Source organism: Nitrosospira sp. Nsp2 (assembly GCF_003050965.1).
Classification (GTDB): domain Bacteria; phylum Pseudomonadota; class Gammaproteobacteria; order Burkholderiales; family Nitrosomonadaceae; genus Nitrosospira.
In genome coordinates, this window is sequence record NZ_QAOU01000006.1 from 173650 (window position 1) to 193487 (window position 19838).

Genomic DNA, 19838 nt, shown 5'->3' on the forward strand with positions numbered 1-19838 from the left:
ATGGTCCGGTCCAGATTCAAGGCCATGATTCTGGCGGCAGGACGCGGCGAGCGCATGCGTCCCCTCACCGATGTCTTGCCCAAACCGCTGCTGCGCGCGGGCGGCAAGGCGTTGATCGAATATCATCTTGAAAATCTTGCGCGTGCCGGCTTTCGCGAAATCGTCATCAATCACGCTCATCTGGGGCATCTTATCGAAACTGCGTTGGGCGACGGCGAACATTATGGGGTCAGCATCCGCTATTCCCATGAGCCGGTTGCGCTGGAAACCGCTGGCGGAATCGCCAAGGCGCTACCCATCATCATGGATCAAAATCAAGCTGCGGGGCACGTCCAAGCCAGGCCGTTTTTGACGATTAACGCCGATATTTATTGTGAAATGGATTTTTGCATCCTGGTGCCCGTGCTGGAGCGAATGGATGCCAACCCCGACATGGACTTGGCGCATCTTGTACTCGTCGATAACCCGGATCACCATCCGGACGGCGATTTTGCCCTGGACGGCGGGCGCGTGGCGCTTTCAGGAGGGAACACCCTCACCTTCAGTGGCATCGGCATCTATCAGCCCAAATTATTCCAAGGTATCCCACCCGGTTCCGTGTCGAAGCTCGCGCCATTGCTGGGGCAGGCGATTTCCAGTGGAAAAGTGGGCGGAGAGCATTACCGGGGAACATGGACCGACGTCGGCACGCCAGAGCGTTTACGACAGATCGATCTTTGGCTAAGTACAGCCAGCTCTCCGGTCGCGCCCTCATAGCACAGCGCTCGCCTGCCCGAGATGTGTCTGCTCACGAACACTCATTCAATCGCTTCCTCGCACAACATTTGTTTTGCGTTATACCGCAAATACTGTAAAAATCTTTCCCATGATCCCCATCAAGTCCTTCCGGGAACGGCGCCATTCTCTGGCATCCCAAATGCAGGCAGGTGTTGCAATAGTTCCTACGGCACCTGAGCAGGTCCGGAACCGGGATGCGCATTTTCCATATCGCTTCGACAGCTATTTTTATTATCTGACGGGTTTTCGCGAGCCGGAGGCGGTGCTTGTGATCGTGGCGGACGCAGAGAAGGGTCTGTCAAAACACATTCTGTTCTGCCGTGAAAAGGATACCGAGCGGGAAATCTGGGATGGTTTCCGCTATGGCCCCGAAGCGGCGCGGGAAGCATTCGAATTCGACGAGGCGTACCCCATCGCCAAGCTGGACGAGATGTTGCCCCGACTGCTGGTGGACCAGCCTGCCGTGTACTGCGCATTAGGCAATGATGGGGCGTGGGACGGGCGCTTGATCGGTTGGGTCAACCGGGTGCGGCAGCAATCCCGCGGGGGTGTGGCCGCGCCCGCGGTCATTCGCGATATCCGCCTTTTGCTGGACGAAATGCGGCTCTTTAAAAGCCAGGAAGAGTTGCAAGTGATGCGCCACGCAGCCCGAATTTCTGCTGACGCTCATAGGCGTGCAATGTGTAGCGTCCAGCCGGGCATGAGGGAGTATGAGGTGGAGGCCGAACTGTTGCACGAGTTCCGGCGCCATGGCGCAGAGGCCCCGGCCTACACGCCGATCGTCGCCGGTGGCGCTAACGCGTGCATACTCCACTACGTGGAGAACAATGCCAGGCTCGCGCCAGGTGATCTGCTGCTGATAGATGCGGGCTGCGAACTGAACGGTTACGCCGCGGACATCACGCGCACATTTCCAGTGGATGGTAAATTCAGCCCGGCCCAAAAGGATCTCTATCAGCTGGTGCTGGCGGCGCAAGCGGCCGCGATCAGCGAAGTGCTCCCGGGAAATTCCTGGGACGCGCCTCATATCGCGGCGGTGCGGGTGTTGGCGCAAGGTTTCGTGGATTTAGGGCTTTGTGCCGGCAGCGTGGATGAGGTCATGGAGTCCGAAGACTACAAGCGGTTTTACATGCACCGCACCGGGCACTGGTTGGGGCTGGATGTGCATGATGCGGGGGAATACAAGCAGGACGGCGCATGGCGGCCATTGCAGCCGGGCATGACGTTGACGGTGGAGCCTGGGTGTTATGTCCGCCCGGCGGAAAACGTTCCCCAGCATTTCTGGAACATCGGCGTGCGCATCGAAGATGATGTGGCTGTCACCGGGACCGGATGCGAAGTGCTGACGTCAACTGCTCCAAAAACCGTCGCGGAGATCGAGGGCCTGATGCAGCACCGGGAGGCATGATGGGCGACCACGATAACCACGACAACCGGATAATCGTAAGACGAGTCATCCGAAACGGGGAGACGGGCGCCACGGAGGAAGAGATTTTTCGCGCTTCCCAGCCTGGTCCGGCAGCGCGCTGGCTCACGTACCTGCTCATTGTTCCGGTGTTGATCATCATGGTGGTGTTGGGTATTTTCTTTTTTACCGCATTTCTTGCCTTGTTCGCGGTTGCCGCCGTTGGTTTTGGCTTCCGGTTGTGGTGGTTGCGCCGCAAGTTACGAGAATCCATGCAAGCGTCTGAGGCGGAATACCACGTAATCGAAGATGCGGAAATAGTCGAGGAAACAAAAAGCAAGCCAAACAACAAGGGGGGCGAAGCGAATACACATGGGCGGCAATAAGATGACCACCAGGCGTGATCGGAAGCGAGGCAGCAGGCATGCTGAATCTCGTATGACGAACGACCATCATTCCAATTTCGACGTTATCATCATCGGCGGCGGGCCGGTGGGCATGGCGTTGGCCCTGGCTTTACGCGACAGCGATACCTCTGTGCTCCTGCTGGAGGCGAGGGGACTGCCGGCTAAAACGGAAGATTCGCGTCCATTGGCGTTGTCCCACGGCAGTCGTCTCATTCTGCAACGTTTGGGTGTATGGCAGGCATTGCCCGACGTCACGCCTATTACGACCATTCATATTTCCAACCGGGGCGGTTTTGGCCGAACCGTATTGACTGCGGCCGAGATTGGCGTGCCGGCATTGGGCTACGTGATGAACCATCATGATGTGTTTCGCGCGATGCATGAGGCACTGGACGAGTGCAATGTCGACTACGTGACGGGCGCGCAAGTTACGCGGCTGGAAACCGGCCCCGCGATGGGCCAGGTTGAGTTTGAGCACGACGGTGCCGAAAAAAAAGCGACAGCGCGGCTCCTTGTACTGGCCGATGGCGGTCGGCTTACTGCGCAAATTGAAGGTGTGACGCAACACGTGCACGACTACGAGCAATGGGCGGTCGTGGCGCGGGTCAGAACCGAGCGTTTTGCCTACTCTGCGGTAACCCCTTCGGGGCCGTCATTATTGACGGCTGTTCGCGGCATGACAACACGCTTGCCGCGCAAAATGAGCTCTGGTAGCAAACGCTCCGCACGGACTCAGCCTGGCGTGGCTTATGAGCGCTTCACTCCGGACGGTCCCGTGGCATTGTTGCCTTCCGGTAAATATTTTGCCCTGGTATGGACTGTTTCTCCTGCAGCCGCCGAGGAAATCCTTGCGTTGGATGACAGCGCCTTTCTCGCCCGTTTGCATAGCCACTTCGGCGACCGTCTGGGCAGATTTATCGAAACGGGAAAACGGTCCAGTTTTCCTCTGTCGCTAAAATACGCTACCCCCGTTACATCCCGGCGCGCGGTATTGGTAGGCAACGCGGCCCAAACCCTGCACCCTGTCGCGGGACAGGGATTCAACCTTGGTCTGAGGGACGCGTGGGAACTCGCGGAAGAAATCATCGATTCCCCCCCTGATATCGGTAGCCTCGCCATGCTCGCGCGATATCGCGATAAGCGCCGCCTCGATAGTGGCGGAGGGAGAATGTTCACCGATTCTCTGGTAAAACTTTTTTCCAATGACGACCTTGTGCTGGGCAGCGTGCGCAGCCTGGGATTAGGCGCGCTCGACTGTCTCCCGCCCGTCAAGCGTTTTGTCGCACGTCGCATGATGTTCGGCGCGAGAGGCTGAACCGCCAGGGCGGTAGCGGCGTCCAACATGTCTTGCCTGAGCTGGACGCCTTGGCTTTGAGTCCGAAAAGCTTCTTGCTTGGGGAGTATTGCTTAAAGTAAACGTCAGTTATTGTCGAGCTGTAAAATGTTACATCTATCCTTCGATGTGTCGTAGATATACGCTACCCGCAGGCTTTTTTTTACGCAACGAACGCCGCCTTCAACGGCCGGAGTTACCTGTTTCAGGGTAAGGTTGTACGCTAGTTGCTGCTATTAGGCCTCCGCCGGAGGCCTGTTTCAGAAGCCTTTGCGGTTTCCTGTTAAAATGGTGTTGTTTTATCCCCGCCCAGCTTGCCGCGGCTGGCGTTTCCGTTAAACTAGATTATGCAGATCGGTTCCCACATTCTCAAAAACAATCTTATCGTTGCCCCCATGGCAGGGGTGACCGATCGTCCTTTCCGGCAGTTGTGCAAGAGCATGGGCGCCGGCATGGCTGTGTCTGAAATGGTATCGAGCAACTCGCTGCTGTGGGGATCGGAGAAGACGCGTCGCCGCGCAAATCACGAAGGCGAAGTGGATCCGATCTCAGTGCAGATCGCGGGCGCGGACCCGGCGATGATGGCTGAAGCGGCTCGCTACAACGTTGCGCAGGGCGCGCAGATCATCGATATCAATATGGGTTGTCCCGCCAAGAAAATTTGCAACGTGATGGCCGGTTCCGCATTATTGCAGGATCAGCCGCTGGTTGGCCGGATCCTCGATGCTGTAGTCGGGGCGGTAGACGTGCCTGTCACCCTGAAGATACGTACCGGGTGGGACACGCAGCATAGAAACGCGCTTGCCGTGGCGCGCATCGCCGAGAGCGCGGGAATCCAGGTGCTGGCGATTCATGGCCGTACTCGTGCTTGCGCTTATGCGGGACACGCGGAGTACGACACCATCGCCGCGGTAAAAGCCGCGGTGAAAATCCCCGTCATCGCCAATGGCGATATCACTACGCCCGAGAAAGCCAAGCACGTGCTCGAATACACCAGGGCCGATGCGATCATGATCGGCCGCGCCGCCCAGGGGCGACCGTGGATATTCCGGGAGATCAGCCATTATCTGGCAACCGGCGAGCATCTTCCGCTGCCGGAAGTGGCCGAGATTCACCGCGTGCTCATCAACCATTTGCAGGACCTCTACTCTTTTTACGGCGAGTATTCCGGCGTGCGCATCGCCCGCAAGCACATCTCCTGGTACACCAAGGGGCTGGTCGGTTCCGCCTCGTTCCGCCACGCCATGAACCAGTTGCAAAGCACGGACCAGCAATTGGCGGCCGTAAACGAATTTTTCAGCCAGCTCGCCGGTTATGGGCGGCAGTTGACTTATGTTGAGGCTGAGGAGCTGGCAGCATGAGTATAATTAACGAAAACGATATCGCCCGTTGCGTGCGTAAGGCGGTGGAAGATTATTTCAATGATTTGGACGGCGAAAAGCCTCATGCCATTCACGATATGGTCATACGCAGCGTGGAAAAGCCGCTCATCGAGCTGGTGATGAATTATGCCGGGGGCAATCAGACCCGCGCAGCCGAATTGCTCGGCATCAACCGCAACACGCTCCGCAATAAAATGAAGCAGTATCAGATCAAATAGGCCAATAGCCTCTGCGCGATTGAATCGCGCGGCGTATGAATCCGAGCTAATCAGCCATGCCAGCCATTTCCGCCATTCCGGTCCGCCAGCCCTGCCAGCCAATTCTTGATGTCCATTAAAAAAGCCCTCATCAGTGTTTCCGACAAAACCGGCATTGTCGAATTTGCGCGCGAGCTAAGCCATCTCGGCGTAGCGATTCTCTCCACCGGCGGCACTGCCAAGCTCTTAAAGGATGCCGGCCTGGAGGTGACCGAAGTCGGCGACTACACCGGTTTTCCGGAAATGCTCGATGGACGGGTCAAAACCCTGCATCCGAAAATACACGCCGGGATTCTGGCGCGAAAAGACCTCCCCGAGCACATGGCGGCCATCGAAAAGGCTGCCATCCCAACCATCGAGTTGGTGGTGGTGAATCTTTATCCCTTTACGCAAACCGTGGCTCGCCTCGATTTCACGTTCGACGAAGCCATCGAGAATATCGATATTGGCGGCCCGGCCATGGTTCGCGCCGCGGCAAAGAACTACAGGAGCGTCGGTGTCGTCACCGATCCGGCAGACTATGCCCCGGTATTGACCGAGATCAAATCATCCGGCGCGGTTTCCCCGGAGTACCGCTTCCGCCTGGCCTGCAAGGCATTCTCGCATACCGCCGCTTACGACAGCGCCATCAGCAATTACCTCACTTCGCTGGAAGGCGAAGGCGGAGAGCGCCAGGCATTTCCCGAGCGGCTTAATCTCAATTTCAATATTGCCCAGGATTTGCGGTACGGCGAAAACCCCCATCAGCAGGCTGCCTTCTACCGCGAGCGGGAACCCGCGGCGGGAAGCCTTGCGAGCTATACGCAGTTGCAGGGCAAGGAACTCTCATACAACAATATCGCCGATGCGGATGCCGCGTGGGAATGCGTCAAAACCTTTGAGTTGCCCGCCTGCGTCATCATCAAGCATGCCAACCCCTGTGGCGTGGCTGTATCCGATACGCCGCTGGCCGCATACAAGCTCGCTTTTGCCACCGATCCCACCTCCGCTTTCGGCGGCATCATCGCTTTCAACCGTGTGCTGGACGGCCCGGCAGCGGAGGCAGTGAGCAAGCAATTCGTCGAAGTGATCATCGCCCCGCAACTCACCAGCGAGGCCCAGCAGATACTCGCCCGCAAAACCAACGTACGTGTGCTGACCGTGCCTTTCCAGACCGGTAGCAACGCCTTTGACTTCAAGCGCGTGGGCGGGGGGCTGCTGGTACAGACACCGGATACGCTTAATGTCACAGCCGCGCAACTGAAAGTTGTGACCAAGGCGCAGCCGACGCCGCAGCAACTTCAGGATTTGCTGTTTGCGTGGCGCGTGGCAAAATTCGTGAAATCCAATGCCATCGTGTTTTGCGCTAACGGTCAGACGCTCGGCGTGGGGGCGGGGCAGATGAGCCGGGTGGATAGCGCCCGCATCGCCTCCATTAAAGCGCAGAATGCCGGACTTAGTCTCGCCGGTTCAGCGGTCGCCTCGGACGCGTTCTTCCCTTTTCGCGATGGGCTGGATATCGTCGTTCAGGCGGGAGCCGCCTCGGTCATCCAGCCTGGTGGCAGCGTGCGCGACGAAGAAGTTATAGCTGCCGCGGATGAGCAGGGAGTGGCGATTGTGTTCACCGGCGTACGCCATTTCAGGCACTGAATTTAGATATTGAATCAGTTGATTTAGGCCCATCCGTAAATAACAAAAAATAATGAAACTACTTGTAATCGGCGGCGGCGGCAGGGAGCATGCTTTGGCCTGGAAGCTGCTCAAGTCGCACCGTACCGCCCGCCCCATGACTGTTTATGTCGCTCCTGGAAACGCGGGCACAGCGCTGGAGGAGGGCCTGGAAAATCTTCCCATCACGGCTATCCCCGAGCTGGTCGAATTCGCAAAAAAAGAATCGATCGGGTTCACCGTAGTCGGGCCCGAGGCGCCTCTGGCCGAGGGCATCGTCGATGCGTTCCGCGCGGCTGGCCTGAAGATTTTTGGACCCACGAGGCAAGCTGCGCGCTTGGAAACCTCCAAGGATTACGCCAAGGCATTCATGCAGCGCCACGGCATTCCCACCGCCGCTTACGCAACCTTTACTTCCGCAGCTGAGGCCCATCGCTATCTGGATGAGAAGGGCGCGCCTATCGTCATCAAGGCCGACGGACTGGCGGCCGGCAAAGGCGTGGTAGTGGCGGTGACGCTCGAAGAAGCACATGCGGCGGTCGATGCCATGTTGGCGGAAGATCATGCACAGGGCGGTAACGCCGCTGCGCGGGTTGTGATCGAGGAGTTTCTGGAAGGCGAGGAAGTCAGCTTTATTGTGATGTCAGACGGCCATCATGTGCTGCCGCTTGCAACCAGTCAGGATCACAAGCGCCTCAAGGAAGGCGACCAGGGACCCAACACCGGCGGAATGGGCGCCTACTCGCCCGCCCCCATGATTACGCCGACCCTGCACGCGAGGATCATGCGCGAGGTCATCCAGCCGGCGGTAAACGGCATGGCGCAGGATGGTGAACGCTACACCGGCTTTCTCTATGCCGGCCTGATGATTACGCCCAATGGCGGCATCAAGGTGCTCGAGTTCAATTGTCGCATGGGCGACCCGGAAACCGAGGTCATCATGTTGCGCCTGAAAAGCAATTTCATCACCCTGATCGAGCATGGGATATACGGAAACCTTAACAAAATAGAGGCTGAGTGGGATCGCCGCACCGCCTTGGGCGTGGTGCTCGCGGCAGAGGGTTATCCCAATTCGCCGCGCAAGGGAGATGCGATTCATGGTTTGAAGGAAGCTCAGGCCATGGAAACGCAGGAAAAAGATTTTTTCATATTCCACGCCGGCACGGCCTTGGGTGGGGAGAACGGCAAGGAGATCATAACTGCGGGAGGTCGCGTGCTATGCGTTGCCGCGCTTGCCGATAGTGTCAAGGTGGCGCAACGCCGGGCCTATGAAATCGCCGACCAGATCCATTTCGACGGCTGCCAGCTGCGCCACGACATTGGCTACCGGGCAATCAATCATCCCCGCAAATAGAGTGGTGGCAACTCGATGATGAAAAATAACAAAACTGGCGCTTATCAGGAGACAGCATGAGCAATGCAAGCACCGCACAGCAAGCCAGGGAGTTTTTTACCGGACTTCAGCAACGCATTGTCGAGCGGATTGAAGAGGTGGACGGTACGCGTTTCCGCCGCGACCAATGGGAACGCGCCGAAGGCGGCGGCGGCCTGAGCTGCGTGATGGAAGAGGGTAACGTGCTCGAGCGCGGAGGCGTGAATTACTCGCACGTGTTCGGCGGCGGCCTGCCTGCTTCCGCCACGGCTGCGAGGCCCGAACTATCGGGGCGTGGGTTCGAGGCCATGGGCGTATCGCTCGTGCTGCATCCCCGCAACCCGTATGCGCCTACTGTGCATCTGAATGTGCGCTATCTCGAAGCGCGCAAGGAAGGCGCCGAGCCGGTCTGGTGGTTCGGCGGCGGCATGGATTTGACGCCCTATTATGGATTCGAGGAAGACGCTGTTCATTTCCACCAGACATGCAAAAACGCATTGCAGCCTTTTGGCGGGGACTACTACCCCCGCTTCAAGAAGTGGTGCGACGAGTATTTTTACCTTAAACACCGCAAGGAGCCGCGCGGCATCGGCGGCATTTTCTTCGATGATTTAGGCAAGCCCGATTTCGAAAGCTGCTTCAACCTCACCCAAAGCGTGGGCGATCATTTTCTTGAAGCCTACGTACCGATACTGGAGCGCCGCCTGAATACGCCTTACGGCGAACGCGAACGCGATTTCCAGGCATACCGCCGGGGCCGCTATGTTGAGTTCAACCTCGTGTGGGACAGGGGAACACTATTCGGCCTGCAATCGGGCGGTCGAACGGAATCGATTCTCATGTCGCTACCGCCAATCGTGAAATGGCGCTATGACTGGAAACCCGAGGCGGGCAGTGCAGAAGATAGGCTATACAAGGATTTTTTGATTGGGAAGGATTGGGTGTAAGGCTTGGTAGTCTCACTTCGCCACAATATGAAACTTGAAACTGTTATTACTCCGCAGCGTCATACTATGGCGCCGCGGTTTGTTATAAAATACGCAACAAAATGGGGACGTAGCTCAGCTGGGAGAGCGTCGCGTTCGCAATGCGAAGGTCGGGAGTTCGATCCTCCTCGTCTCCACCAATACCCTGTCCAAAGTAGTCCAGCTCCATACATAGAACCCGCGTAAATCCAAGTGATTTGCGGGTTTTTTGTTTTCTGCCGTTCATTCTCATCTATTGCAATCAAGGTAGTAAAGGGGGCATAATTTGATCATATATGCCCCCAAAGCAGAATTGATGCCCCCAATCACCTGTACATCATGAAGCTGAACGATGTGGCGGCACGCAAGGCAAAGCCGGAAGCCAAGCCATATAAGATGGCCGACGGCGGGGGAATGTACCTTGAAGTGATGCCGAACGGCTCAAAATACTGGCGCTTCAAGTACCGTTTTGGAGGAAAAGAAAAGCGTCTTGCTTTTGGTGTTTATCCTGACGTTCCCCTCAGCCTTGCTCGTGAACGCCGCGAAAAAGCCCGTAAGCTGCTCGCTGAGGTAATTGATCCCGGCGAAGTCAAGCATCAATCTAAACGAGCGAAGAGGGAGAACGCCGAAAACAGTTTTGAGGCCGTGGCCCGTGAATGGTTTACGAAACATCGGCATACCTGGGCTGCAAGTCATGCGAATAAGATCATCAACAGATTGGAGAATGACGTTTTCCCGTGGATTGGGAGCAAGCCGATTGCGGACATTAAGGCCCCTGAATTATTGGGCGTACTCAGACGTACCGAAAGCAGAGGGGCCTTAGATACGGCGCACCGCGTAAAGCAGAATTGCGGACAAGTCTTTCGCTACGCTGTTGCTACCGGGAGGGCGGAGCGCGATCCGTCGCAGGATTTGAGAAGCGCTATACCACCAGCCAAGAAAAATCATTTTGCGTCAATTACTGATCCGGTACAGGTTGGAGAACTACTGCGGGCGATTCAGGCTTTCCGAGGGACATTTGTTGTGCAAACTGCCTTGCGTCTTGCCCCTTTGCTGTTTGTGCGGCCCGGCGAACTCCGTCGGGCTGAATGGAAAGATTTTGATCTTGATAAAGCTGAGTGGCGTTATTTTGTCACTAAGACGAAGACGGAGCATTCTGTGCCGTTAGCTGATCGAGCTGTCGCGATGTTGCGTGATCTATATGCTCTAACTGGACATGGGCATTACGTTTTCCCCGGACGTGATCCGAAAAAACCCATGAGCGATGCGGCTGTCAATGCCGCGTTGCGTCGCATGGGGTATGACACCAAAACCGAGATCACTGGACACGGGTTTAGAGCAATGGCGCGAACAATTCTTGCGGAAGAGTTGCATCAAAAGCCGGAAGTTATCGAACACCAATTGGCACATAAAGTGCCTGATACGCTTGGCACTGCATACAACCGCACAAAGTTTTTAAAAGAGCGTCGCGAGATGATGCAGTTGTGGGCGGATTATCTCGACGAGCTGGTGTCAGGTGCAGAAGTTGTACAACTTCGAGCATAACCAAGTCATTTTCATGTCTGCGCTGATGCAGATAACAGCGGGAGTCTTTACCGGGCCGGATGGATCGCCTACAGGATTAACAAGAATGGACTGGCAATGATTTATCCAGAATGGGCGCCTCAGAATCTTGTTGAACTACATAAGAGGCGAATGGATGGAGGGTCGTTGGAGAGCAAATTTAAAACGGGCGATCCGGAAACTGTTATTGCCGATCTGATGCAGACGTATGAAGGCAACATTACTAAAGAGAACGTCGAGGATATACGCCGTAGCCTTTACCGTAAATCGTTTGGCCTCCCTTATAAAGAAGGCACAGAACTTCTAAAACTTTTGATTACAGACCTTCGAATGAAGGATGTTTGGAAGTCTCTGATTAAGCGTGCGAAAAGCGACCAAGATTTCCCAAATTTTTTTAGAGCATGCGAGTGGGGAATAACAGGTTGGAGGGGTGATATGAGGCAAACACCCTCCGAGCGAAGAGCGTTTTATCAAGAAATACGAAACGCGGCTGGGTTACTTCAATCTCTTTTAAACAAAGCCAGCGGGTTTGACTACTATTCAATAAATAACCTTGTGGACGACCAGCAAATTGAATGGTTGCTGGAGGTTTTGAATGCTCCGAACGACGTTTCATACGCTCGTTTCTCTCTTTCTGACATTACTCCGTCAATTCTTGAAGTATTAAATGACATCGGTAAAAAGGCATCGCAGTACGCGGAGGATGAGTCTTCAGTTAAGAAACCAAATTCACGGAACGCAGAGCTTCACTATTTTATTCGGTTTCTGTCCGGCCATTGTGAGAGGTGTTACGGGCAGCCACTTCACGACGTCGTTACCGTCACAACATCAGTTATCGTTGATCAATGGAATATTGACAATGACTATGTTCGGAAGATCGTAAAAGGGTAAGCCCGGAAGATTTAAGCATTTTTACCGGGAAAATGCTCCGGCGGAACATTCTTTGCGTTTTTAACGCAATACACTCCTCTATAGCTCATCCTGTTAGTCGCCAAAATGCGCCCATGACGCTCTAGCACGGTGCTAGATGCGCATAAACCTCTACGGAGATTTAAGTTCATGGAAAACGCAACGCCACAGGCTCTCCCGCAGTTCTACCGTCTGCCACAACTGAAAGCCCGCCTCAACGTATCAGGTTCGGCAATTTGGGCTTGGATAAAAAAAGGTACTTTTCCAAAGCCCATTAAGTTGTCCGAGAACACTACCGCTTGGAATGCGGCAGATGTCGAAGCATGGGCACAATCCCGAATAGAAGCCAGCAAATAAAGGGGCTGATAATGGACAAAAAAATAGGCCACCCAAAGGCAGCCCATACTACGCAATCAAACTATAACGATAATAGCGCCCATTCGCAACGGATGAGGCTGCTGAAGAAATTACGCGAGTCGAACCTCACTACCATTGAAGCCAGGCGTGATCTGGATATTTTGATGCCTGCCGCGAGAGTATTCGAGTTACGCGCAATAGGACATGACATAGCAACGGTCTGGACGACTGCGCCAACAGATTGCGGGCGTACCCATCGCATTGCCCGCTATGTGCTGGCGCCGGAGGTAGGCCGTGAATGACGAAAACTGGCCGGAACGCCTGCAAATGTCCATGGTTCGATTTTCTCACCTTGGGCTAACGGGTGATATGGCTGGGCTGTCTTTAATCGAGCTGTGGGGCTTGTATCGCTTTCTTTCTCGTCTTGCGAATGGTTAGGCATGGGGAAAAACCGATTCAAGGACGCCCAAGCTAGACGGGAGGGCGGGGGCTTCGTGCCCCTGCCTTTCGTGGTGATAAGAACCCAAAGTTTTACCCGCCTTTCAGCCCATGCAATCAAGCTTTTGAATGATCTGCTGGCCCAGTACAAGGGAGACAACAACGGCGATCTATGCGCGGCATGGACTTTGATGCAACCTAGAGGGTGGAAGTCAAAGGACACGCTCAACAAGGCATTGAAAGAACTGCTGGCGGGAGACTGGCTGGAAGTGACGCGGCAGGGCGGGAGGCACAAGGCAACTCTTTACGCTATAACGTTTTACGCAATAGACGACTGCAAGGGAAAGCTGGACGTGCGTGCTACTGGTAGCCCCAGAGGTACATGGAGAAAAAACGAGCCACTGCCACCCCTGCCAAAATTGAAAGTGGTGACCCGCCAGGCGGGTTAATTGCTCGATGATTGCCCCGCCCAGCGTACCAACCTAATTTGGATTGCATGAATTGACCCGCCGGGCGTACCAGTCGAGGCATTATCTCAAAACCAATTGACCCGCCGAGCGTACACCTTTCTAGAACTACCAATCTATCTTATTAACTCTTCCCCTTTTCATCATCATGATGGGGGAGTCAAAAAGCTTGGTCTCGCACATTCGCTCGTACAACCGCGAAATTGACAGGGGTGGGCGACGTTAAATCTCTTTAGATCAAGAACGGAAACCGGTCGCTCAGCCGTTTATTTGCACGGACAATCGAGAAAAACTATTTTTACCGCGGGCGATGCCCGCACCGCCTTTCCTTGGAAAATTAAAGAAATGACACATATGAGTAACGAGACTTGCTGCTCGCTGCCTTTTTTGCGCCGTACCATAAATCCGAGCAATCCCAGACCCGCAATCATTAAGGCATACGTTTCAGGTTCGGGGATTAAACCCATCGCAATCACTTGCCCGTTGTTATTGATGGCCACGGCGTCTGTTAGAGTTACCCGCGGTGGAAGATTAACTAGGGAATTGAGATCCATCATGCCTTCCCCATTAGGGCCGGTAATAAAAACAGAACGGCCACCTTCGGCCGTGGCAGAATTACCCACCACCTGGCCCGCGTCGTTGATGTCCAGAGCAGCACTATCATTACCGCCTAAAGTGCCAAGATCCGTCATACCCATTCCATCCGGACCGGTAATGAAGGCATGGTAAGTGCGTTCAGCCGTGAGAGAAGCTCCCACCGTCTGTCCGGCATCGTTAATGCCTGTGGCAACGCTATCATTCCCACCGAGGCTGCCAAGGTTTCTGAACCCCGTCCCGTCGGGGCCGGTGATGAAAGCTTGGCTAGGTAAATCTGATGCTCCAGAAGACCCAACCACCTGCCCGGCACCGTTGATGCTACGAGGTGTGATGAAAACCGCCCCCTGGCCGAAAGTGCCAAGGTCTCTCATGCCCATTCCATCGGGCCCGGTAATGAAGCCTGCCTGATTAGAATATCCCGTCACCTGACCGGCATTGTTGATGCCAACTGCAGTGCTGCCAAAACTGCCTAAAGTGCCAAGGTCCCTCATCCCCGTGCCATCAGGGCCGGTGATAAAAGCGTGCTCATATAGGTCATTAGAGGGAGAAGAAGATCCTACCACCTGTCCCGCCTCGTTGATGCCATAAGCACGGCTAAAATTATTACCACCTAAAGTCCCAAGATCTCTCATCCCCATGCCATTAGGGCCGGTGATGAAGCCACGGTAACTACCTTCAGCCGTGTATGAATATCCCACCACCTGCGCCCCGTCGTTGAGGTCCGCGGCGACCGTACCATCGCCGCCTAAAGTTCCAAGTTCGGTTACTGTCCTGCTGTTGAGGTCGATGAGGAATGAATGTTCAGCGGAGGCACTGGTGCCGAAACCCAGACCAGCAGAAAATGCAGCAGCGAGGATAAAGCCACGGATGTTAAGATGAAAAATTCTTTTCACGACGAACCTCCTTTTGTTTTTTCCCACTGGAGTGAGACTGTCAAGCGGCCGAGGGAAACCAAGCGCTTATCTGAAAGATAGCAGATAACTCGTTTTATTCTCTCTTGGCACACGAAATTCAATCTGGATCAACGACAAGGCTATTTGATAAAAATTAAGAAAAAGAAATTTCTGCTCGAGCGCTATCCATGCCAGAACCAGGAAACATAGATACGCAATGCTACTGACAGTTTTGAACCTGGACGAGAAGTTACTTAACGTGCGCTCCAAACATTGCTACCCTGCCGAGGGCGGGTTAATCATTTGTTGGTTGACCCGCCTAGCGTACCAATTAATTTTTGGATTGCATGAATTGACCCGCCGGGAGTACGAGTCGAGACACTTTTTCAAAACCTATTGACCCGCCGAGCGTACACCTTTCTAGAACTACCAATCTATCTTACTAACTCTTCCCCTTCCCATCACCATGAGGGGAGTCAAAAAGCTTAGCGGGTATGATGGAAACCGGTCTCGCACATTCGCTCGCACATCCGCGAAATTGATAGGGGTGGGGGTACGTTTGATCCCTGTAGCGCAAGAACGGAAACCGGTCGCTCAGCGAAAAAAAGCCACAGGCAGTTCAGAAAAACTGTTTTTTTATCTATCCTTAAATGACACGTTTTGCTGATAGTCCCGCGATTTCCGGCCGACGCCCTCCAAAAAAACTGAAGAGGTTCATCATGAAAATCATCCGTGGCTTCAAAGTTCGTGGCTTTATCCTTGCTGCGGCATTTTCTGGGAGTCTGGGTTTCGGCACCCATGTCGCAGCCCAAGAAGAATTAGGCCGTTCATACCTCATTGACCTAAACAGCAAGATGGTGACGGACCTTGGTACTTTAGGCGGCAATAACAGCATTGCTACTGGGGTCAACGACGCCGGGCAGGTAGCGGGCTATTCTGACACGGCTGGAGGCGTCATCCACGCTTTCATCACCGGCCCCGACGGCATGGCCATGAGAGACCTCGGCACCTTGGGCGGTTATAGCAGCTCTGCTAGTGGCATCAACGGCGCGGGTCAGGTTGTGGGTTATTCTGACCCGGGCACTGGTGAGGGCCTTTCACATGCTTTCATTACCGGGTCCGACGGAATGGATATGAGGGACCTCGGTGATTTGGGCGGTAATCTCAGCGTTGCTCTTGGTATCAACGACGCCGGACAGGTGGCGGGTTGGTCTGACACGGCCGGGGGAGACCAACATGCTTTCATCACCGGCCCCAATGGCGCAAACATGATGGACCTCAACTCCCTGGTTCATCTGCCCCCTGGCGTGACTCTAATTGAGGCGCACGGCCTCAATAATGCTGGACAGGTCATTGCCCTCGCAACCATCGTACCGGAACCGGAAGTCTATGCGCTGTTTCTTGCAGGCCTGGGTCTAGTCGGATTAATTGCGCACCGAAGGGGGATAAATAAAGGAGTTTTTTAACATACAGAGGTTGTAGTCCGGGATAGGTCGCTTGGTTATTGTGCCTGCTACCAGGTCAAAAACAGGGATTTTTTCAAAGCCTACGCCGTATCGTCGGGTTGACCGGGCGATCAATACTCACGTCGCTAGGCGATCGGCGACAAAAGATAGCTTCCATTATTGGCTGGATCGGGACGGTTTACAGTTCTGTCCACTTTCCACCACATGAACTCTTCCGTGGGTACCGACTTAGACCGTGCAAGATGTGCTGCTTCCTCAACGGGTATTTGGGCGTCCATAAAGTGCCATGGTCTTCCGGTTCTAATACAACCGGTCGACGGTCATAAATATCAACCATTCCCGCACCTGAATCTTCCGTAACAATCACAAACCCTGTTTCGACCGTTTGTACTGGTTGTTTAGGCTGTTGGGGCTTCCAATCGGTTAGGCCCGCCATGAATATGGGCTTGCCGAGCAACGGGTTATATACCATCGCTGCTTTCTTCCATTCTCTTCCGTCCATTCATACCAGCCGCCGGCGGGGACAATTACTCGTCCTTCACGAAACATGTGCCGAAATATCGACCAGTTTTCGCCTTTTCTATCCTTGCACATATCCATGTTTTCTTTTTATCGGCAGCTTCTTGGGGAGTCCTGTAACCCCAAGTCATACCGATAAGCTCAATCTCGCCATTGTTGAGCGTAATCATCCAAGGGCATAAGCCAAGTGCGATATTGTAGTGGGCAATGTGATCTCCGTATTCCCAGCTATGCTCGCTTGTGTCAACGCCAAGGGCGTTTGCGTAATAGCGCCGTGTTTCAGATTGTTCAAACCGGCCGCACATTCTGTCCAGTCATAAGGCAAGTAAGAAAAAGATAGATATATCGCTGTGTCGTTCTCGCCGCTAGCAGCGAGAAAACAGCCTGTATTTCTCAACTCGCGGTCTCGACTATTACATTTGTACAGCAGTACGCGCGCGCGAGGGGGCAGGCAAAAAGTCTGTGATCTCTTAGCGGAAACCGCTCGTCTCACTTCCCTTTTATAAATCTATACAAAAAAGTTAAAAAGAAGGAAACGCGCTCGATCAGCCGCCCTATGCCAATTTTTTCCGTCTGGGAATATGAAGTTGGCCACCAACAAATTTAGATCGATTGTAGGGCTTCTGGTAGAGTTGGATAGAACAGGCCCCTTGGTTTTTGGACGAAGGGTACTTATTTTTTGGTGTCTATCCCGATGTGTCCCTCTATTCATTCTGTTCTCCGAGGGTCGATTGCGGACACCGCTTTCCCCTACACCCGCTTCGGCGGGTTTTTGTTGTCTACTTGCCCATAATTAAAGTAGGGACACTTCATTAATCTGGTATTATCTTATTGCGGAGCGTGATTTAACCTCCGCTCTGACCCGGCCTGGTGCCCTCTTGGCCGGGTTTTTATTGCCCTTTTTTTGCCTATACTACTAGGGGTGACCTACCTAACCTTTAAAGACCTAGCAAAAGAGCTGCAGGTATCAGTTCGCACCGTCTCGCGCATGATCGGTGATGGCTTGCCAGTTGTACATGTACATGTACGGGTCTATCGCGTGCATAGGGAGGCGCTTGATCAGTTTTTGACGCGGAGAACACGCATAAAATCTCCTCCCGACCTGAACTGGCGTCGTCGTTCGAGATCCAGATACAGCGCCGCTGAGAGCGAGTTACTCGCTATGTTGAAAAAACCTCGACAAAAAAGAGCGGTTCTAGCACCAGGTAACACTGCCACAGCAAGAGGCATTTTGGGTCCATTCACTCAGTTGCCGATCAGGAGAATTCCCAGCAAGGCGCAAATGAGAGTCCAAAGCAGTAACCGAATTGCAAGCATCCCGGACCAATGGCCGCCTTCAGGTTGCCTCTTCTCTTCATCCGTCATTTCGCGATCTCCTGTGGGGTTAGTGCGCAGGGAATGACTACTTGTGGAAGATGTGACTTAGCTAGCCCGACCCAGTTCCTCTCAACAATAAAAACGTCCATTATTCGCTCGACCTCTTTATTCCCTCCTAGACGGCCGGCCCGCGGCTCTACCAGAAGCTTTGCAATCAATTCGGGCTTGTATTTCAAGTTTTCTCATGTAGCATGGCAAAGTGTTTGATGTAGCCCATCCATCAATAGAGATGGGCATCACCTGCATACTAATCTGGAGAACCCCCTGAAAATGATTGCAGATAACGCAATAAATCCAATTCAAAGGAAAGCAAGGACGCGAGAGGTGTTTGCAACACTGAAAAAAACCTCCAGTCTCGTCTTGTTTTGTGTGTGCGTTTATTCCGGAAATTCGTACGCTAACATACCGGATATTTCAGAAGTAACTCAATTACAAGTAACTGGTGTTACCGCTGGTCAACAGATCTTTCAGAATAACTTGCCTATTTCTATAGGTGCCTCTGGAATCTGGAATTACGAGTGGACAAACATTACCGCACAATCAGGCTTGTATCCCCTCACTGGCACACTGTTCATAGATGGTCAACAGGCGGAGACAGCGACACTCGCGTCATTCCCCTACGGGCCAGCTGCCGGAACGATTACTGCATCACAGTCCTTCGATACATCGTTTGGAAGTTTCGGCAACTTTGCCCTTGGACCTCACACAGCTTCTGTGCAAGTCCCTGGGTCCGACTTTTCTCCGTCAGTTAACTTTGTTGTAGTCGTTCCCGAACCGGAAACGTACGCCATGATGTTGGCTGGTCTGGGTCTGTTGGGATGGCGTCTTCGCCGCTCCCGCAGTTGAGCACGCCAGCAAGATAAAGCGGTTCACATAACCCGCCTCGGCGGGTTTTTTATTGATCCGGCAATAGTAGGTAGCCACCCCTTAAATCCTGTAGGGCTTCTGGTAGAGCCAGACGGTCGGTTGGGAAGAGACTAGCTCGCTCCGCGGAAGCGGTTGAGGCAGCGAGCAAAAGCTTTGCGTTCTCCAGATCAATTAATCAGAGCCGCGGTCGAGCTTTCATAAAGTTCGACGCGACCAATGTCAAAGACATCCGCGCTAAGCAGAACTGATGAGTGAGTCAATACTTCTACACGATTGTGCTCAGTACGACGCTGCTGTCTAACCGAAACATTCGTGAGCATTAAGCTACTTGCGTCGAACCCATCCATCAAGCAATCTGTGAAGGGTTGAGTGCTGGAGGTGGGAATTTCGCCGTGTTGAGTGAGCTTGAAAGCGCCACTATCAGAGCGAGTGGGGGCTGTGACACACGCCGTCAGGAGACTACTGAGCAGCGTGATATGTGATATATAGGGGCCTTAACATGATAGAACCTGCCCGAGTCGGAGAAGAGGCCAGGCGTTTGTCGTTATACTCTTTACTGCTGAGTTTATCCACAGGATGTTTAGGATGGGGACGAGGTTATGGGGGCATATTTCTGGGTGGTGTTTTAGAGCCTTTTATTCATGAGGGTTTCGAGGCTTGTTCGATCCTCCTCGTCCCACCACTAACCACTGTGAAGTAGTCCGATACGGTCCTGGACACCAAGGCCTCTGTCGAGACCTTGGTGCCTGCGGCGCGTCCAGCCGACCATACCCAGTCCCATCAAAATTAGTGCGTAGGTCGCCGGCTCAGGGACAGAGGTCGGGGCTACTGCACTCGCTG

The 19838-nt window shown here is 53.9% G+C and carries 19 protein-coding genes, 1 tRNA gene and 1 pseudogene; 18 read left to right on the forward strand and 3 right to left on the reverse strand.

Annotated elements, in window-relative coordinates; genetic code table 11:
- The 15 genes from murU (at position 1) to C8R31_RS13235 (ending at position 13261) form a co-directional block, all read left to right on the forward strand.
- Positions 1-756, forward strand: coding sequence for an N-acetylmuramate alpha-1-phosphate uridylyltransferase MurU (murU, locus tag C8R31_RS13165; protein WP_258192704.1), 756 nt, complete (start codon positions 1-3; stop codon positions 754-756).
- A gap of 109 nt (positions 757-865) precedes the next feature.
- Positions 866-2185 (forward strand): Xaa-Pro aminopeptidase, encoded by a 1320-nt coding sequence (gene pepP, locus C8R31_RS13170; protein WP_107694560.1) that lies wholly within the window; start codon positions 866-868, stop codon positions 2183-2185.
- The gene (locus tag C8R31_RS13175) at positions 2182-2568 is read left to right on the forward strand and encodes a hypothetical protein (protein WP_258192705.1); all 387 of its coding nucleotides are present in this window, start codon (positions 2182-2184) and stop codon (positions 2566-2568) included. Before pepP ends, C8R31_RS13175 begins: the two co-directional genes overlap by 4 nt.
- Before the next feature lie 52 nt (positions 2569-2620).
- Positions 2621-3904, forward strand: coding sequence for an FAD-dependent monooxygenase (locus C8R31_RS13180; protein ID WP_107694562.1), 1284 nt, complete (start codon positions 2621-2623; stop codon positions 3902-3904).
- Between the two features lie 365 nt (positions 3905-4269).
- Complete coding sequence (gene dusB / locus C8R31_RS13185; protein WP_107694526.1) at positions 4270-5283, forward strand: tRNA dihydrouridine synthase DusB; 1014 nt, start codon at positions 4270-4272, stop codon at positions 5281-5283.
- Positions 5280-5522, forward strand: coding sequence for a helix-turn-helix domain-containing protein (locus C8R31_RS13190; protein WP_107694527.1), 243 nt, complete (start codon positions 5280-5282; stop codon positions 5520-5522). Before dusB ends, C8R31_RS13190 begins: the two co-directional genes overlap by 4 nt.
- A gap of 108 nt (positions 5523-5630) precedes the next feature.
- A complete protein-coding gene (gene purH, locus C8R31_RS13195) occupies positions 5631-7190 on the forward strand; it encodes a bifunctional phosphoribosylaminoimidazolecarboxamide formyltransferase/IMP cyclohydrolase (RefSeq protein WP_107694528.1) in 1560 nt (519 codons plus the stop codon).
- A gap of 52 nt (positions 7191-7242) precedes the next feature.
- Positions 7243-8562 carry a phosphoribosylamine--glycine ligase gene (gene purD / locus C8R31_RS13200; protein ID WP_107694529.1) on the forward strand — a complete coding sequence of 440 codons (1320 nt, stop codon included), beginning with the start codon at positions 7243-7245 and terminating at the stop codon, positions 8560-8562.
- A 56-nt stretch (positions 8563-8618) separates the two neighbouring features.
- Entirely contained in the window at positions 8619-9527 is a 909-nt protein-coding gene (gene hemF, locus C8R31_RS13205; protein ID WP_107694530.1) for an oxygen-dependent coproporphyrinogen oxidase, read from the forward strand.
- A gap of 103 nt (positions 9528-9630) precedes the next feature.
- A tRNA-Ala gene (locus C8R31_RS13210) sits at positions 9631-9706 on the forward strand.
- Between the two features lie 178 nt (positions 9707-9884).
- Positions 9885-11090: an integrase arm-type DNA-binding domain-containing protein gene (locus C8R31_RS13215; RefSeq protein WP_107694531.1), complete on the forward strand. Its 1206-nt coding sequence runs from the start codon at positions 9885-9887 to the stop codon at positions 11088-11090.
- Positions 11091-11186: 96 nt separating this feature from the next.
- Entirely contained in the window at positions 11187-11999 is an 813-nt protein-coding gene (locus C8R31_RS13220) for a hypothetical protein (protein WP_107694532.1), read from the forward strand.
- A 168-nt stretch (positions 12000-12167) separates the two neighbouring features.
- Positions 12168-12374, forward strand: coding sequence for an AlpA family transcriptional regulator (locus C8R31_RS13225; protein ID WP_107694533.1), 207 nt, complete (start codon positions 12168-12170; stop codon positions 12372-12374).
- A gap of 11 nt (positions 12375-12385) precedes the next feature.
- A complete protein-coding gene (locus C8R31_RS13230; RefSeq protein WP_107694534.1) occupies positions 12386-12676 on the forward strand; it encodes a helix-turn-helix domain-containing protein in 291 nt (96 codons plus the stop codon).
- A 138-nt stretch (positions 12677-12814) separates the two neighbouring features.
- Positions 12815-13261 (forward strand): hypothetical protein, encoded by a 447-nt coding sequence (locus C8R31_RS13235; protein ID WP_107694535.1) that lies wholly within the window; start codon positions 12815-12817, stop codon positions 13259-13261.
- Between the two features lie 284 nt (positions 13262-13545).
- Here C8R31_RS13235 and C8R31_RS13240 read toward each other — a convergent pair whose 3' ends face one another.
- Positions 13546-14769, reverse strand: a complete 1224-nt coding sequence (locus tag C8R31_RS13240; RefSeq protein WP_107694536.1) for an HAF repeat-containing PEP-CTERM protein — start codon at positions 14767-14769, stop codon at positions 13546-13548.
- Positions 14770-15488: 719 nt separating this feature from the next.
- Between C8R31_RS13240 and C8R31_RS13245 the strand changes: the two genes are divergently transcribed.
- A complete protein-coding gene (locus C8R31_RS13245; RefSeq protein WP_107694563.1) occupies positions 15489-16235 on the forward strand; it encodes an HAF repeat-containing PEP-CTERM protein in 747 nt (248 codons plus the stop codon).
- Between the two features lie 178 nt (positions 16236-16413).
- Here C8R31_RS13245 and C8R31_RS16820 read toward each other — a convergent pair.
- Positions 16414-17059 (reverse strand): annotated as a pseudogene (locus C8R31_RS16820) (SOS response-associated peptidase).
- A 617-nt stretch (positions 17060-17676) separates the two neighbouring features.
- On the opposite strand from C8R31_RS16820, the gene C8R31_RS16825 reads away from it, so the two are divergent.
- Entirely contained in the window at positions 17677-18156 is a 480-nt protein-coding gene (locus tag C8R31_RS16825; RefSeq protein ID WP_181320604.1) for a helix-turn-helix domain-containing protein, read from the forward strand.
- A gap of 767 nt (positions 18157-18923) precedes the next feature.
- The gene (locus tag C8R31_RS16335) at positions 18924-18977 is read left to right on the forward strand and encodes a hypothetical protein (RefSeq protein ID WP_258192709.1); all 54 of its coding nucleotides are present in this window, start codon (positions 18924-18926) and stop codon (positions 18975-18977) included.
- A 703-nt stretch (positions 18978-19680) separates the two neighbouring features.
- On the opposite strand, the gene C8R31_RS13270 is transcribed toward C8R31_RS16335, so the two are convergent.
- A partial coding sequence (locus tag C8R31_RS13270; RefSeq protein WP_146164600.1) for a PEP-CTERM sorting domain-containing protein occupies positions 19681-19838 on the reverse strand: 158 nt, incomplete at its 5' end.

Excerpts from the sequence above, each read along its gene's own strand:
- C8R31_RS13235 (WP_107694535.1), top strand. The coding sequence starts at position 12,815 with ATGGGGAAAAACCGATTCAAGGACGCCCAAGCTAGACGGGAGGGCGGG.
- C8R31_RS13230 (WP_107694534.1), top strand. The coding sequence starts at position 12,386 with ATGGACAAAAAAATAGGCCACCCAAAGGCAGCCCATACTACGCAATCA.
- C8R31_RS13215 (WP_107694531.1), top strand. The coding sequence starts at position 9,885 with ATGAAGCTGAACGATGTGGCGGCACGCAAGGCAAAGCCGGAAGCCAAG.
- pepP (WP_107694560.1), top strand. The coding sequence starts at position 866 with ATGATCCCCATCAAGTCCTTCCGGGAACGGCGCCATTCTCTGGCATCC.
- purH (WP_107694528.1), top strand. The coding sequence starts at position 5,631 with ATGTCCATTAAAAAAGCCCTCATCAGTGTTTCCGACAAAACCGGCATT.
- C8R31_RS13180 (WP_107694562.1), top strand. The coding sequence starts at position 2,621 with ATGACGAACGACCATCATTCCAATTTCGACGTTATCATCATCGGCGGC.
- purD (WP_107694529.1), top strand. The coding sequence starts at position 7,243 with ATGAAACTACTTGTAATCGGCGGCGGCGGCAGGGAGCATGCTTTGGCC.
- C8R31_RS13220 (WP_107694532.1), top strand. The coding sequence starts at position 11,187 with ATGATTTATCCAGAATGGGCGCCTCAGAATCTTGTTGAACTACATAAG.
- C8R31_RS13225 (WP_107694533.1), top strand. The coding sequence starts at position 12,168 with ATGGAAAACGCAACGCCACAGGCTCTCCCGCAGTTCTACCGTCTGCCA.
- C8R31_RS13175 (WP_258192705.1), top strand. The coding sequence starts at position 2,182 with ATGATGGGCGACCACGATAACCACGACAACCGGATAATCGTAAGACGA.
- hemF (WP_107694530.1), top strand. The coding sequence starts at position 8,619 with ATGAGCAATGCAAGCACCGCACAGCAAGCCAGGGAGTTTTTTACCGGA.
- C8R31_RS13190 (WP_107694527.1), top strand. The coding sequence starts at position 5,280 with ATGAGTATAATTAACGAAAACGATATCGCCCGTTGCGTGCGTAAGGCG.
- C8R31_RS13245 (WP_107694563.1), top strand. The coding sequence starts at position 15,489 with ATGAAAATCATCCGTGGCTTCAAAGTTCGTGGCTTTATCCTTGCTGCG.
- dusB (WP_107694526.1), top strand. The coding sequence starts at position 4,270 with ATGCAGATCGGTTCCCACATTCTCAAAAACAATCTTATCGTTGCCCCC.
- murU (WP_258192704.1), top strand. The coding sequence starts at position 1 with ATGGTCCGGTCCAGATTCAAGGCCATGATTCTGGCGGCAGGACGCGGC.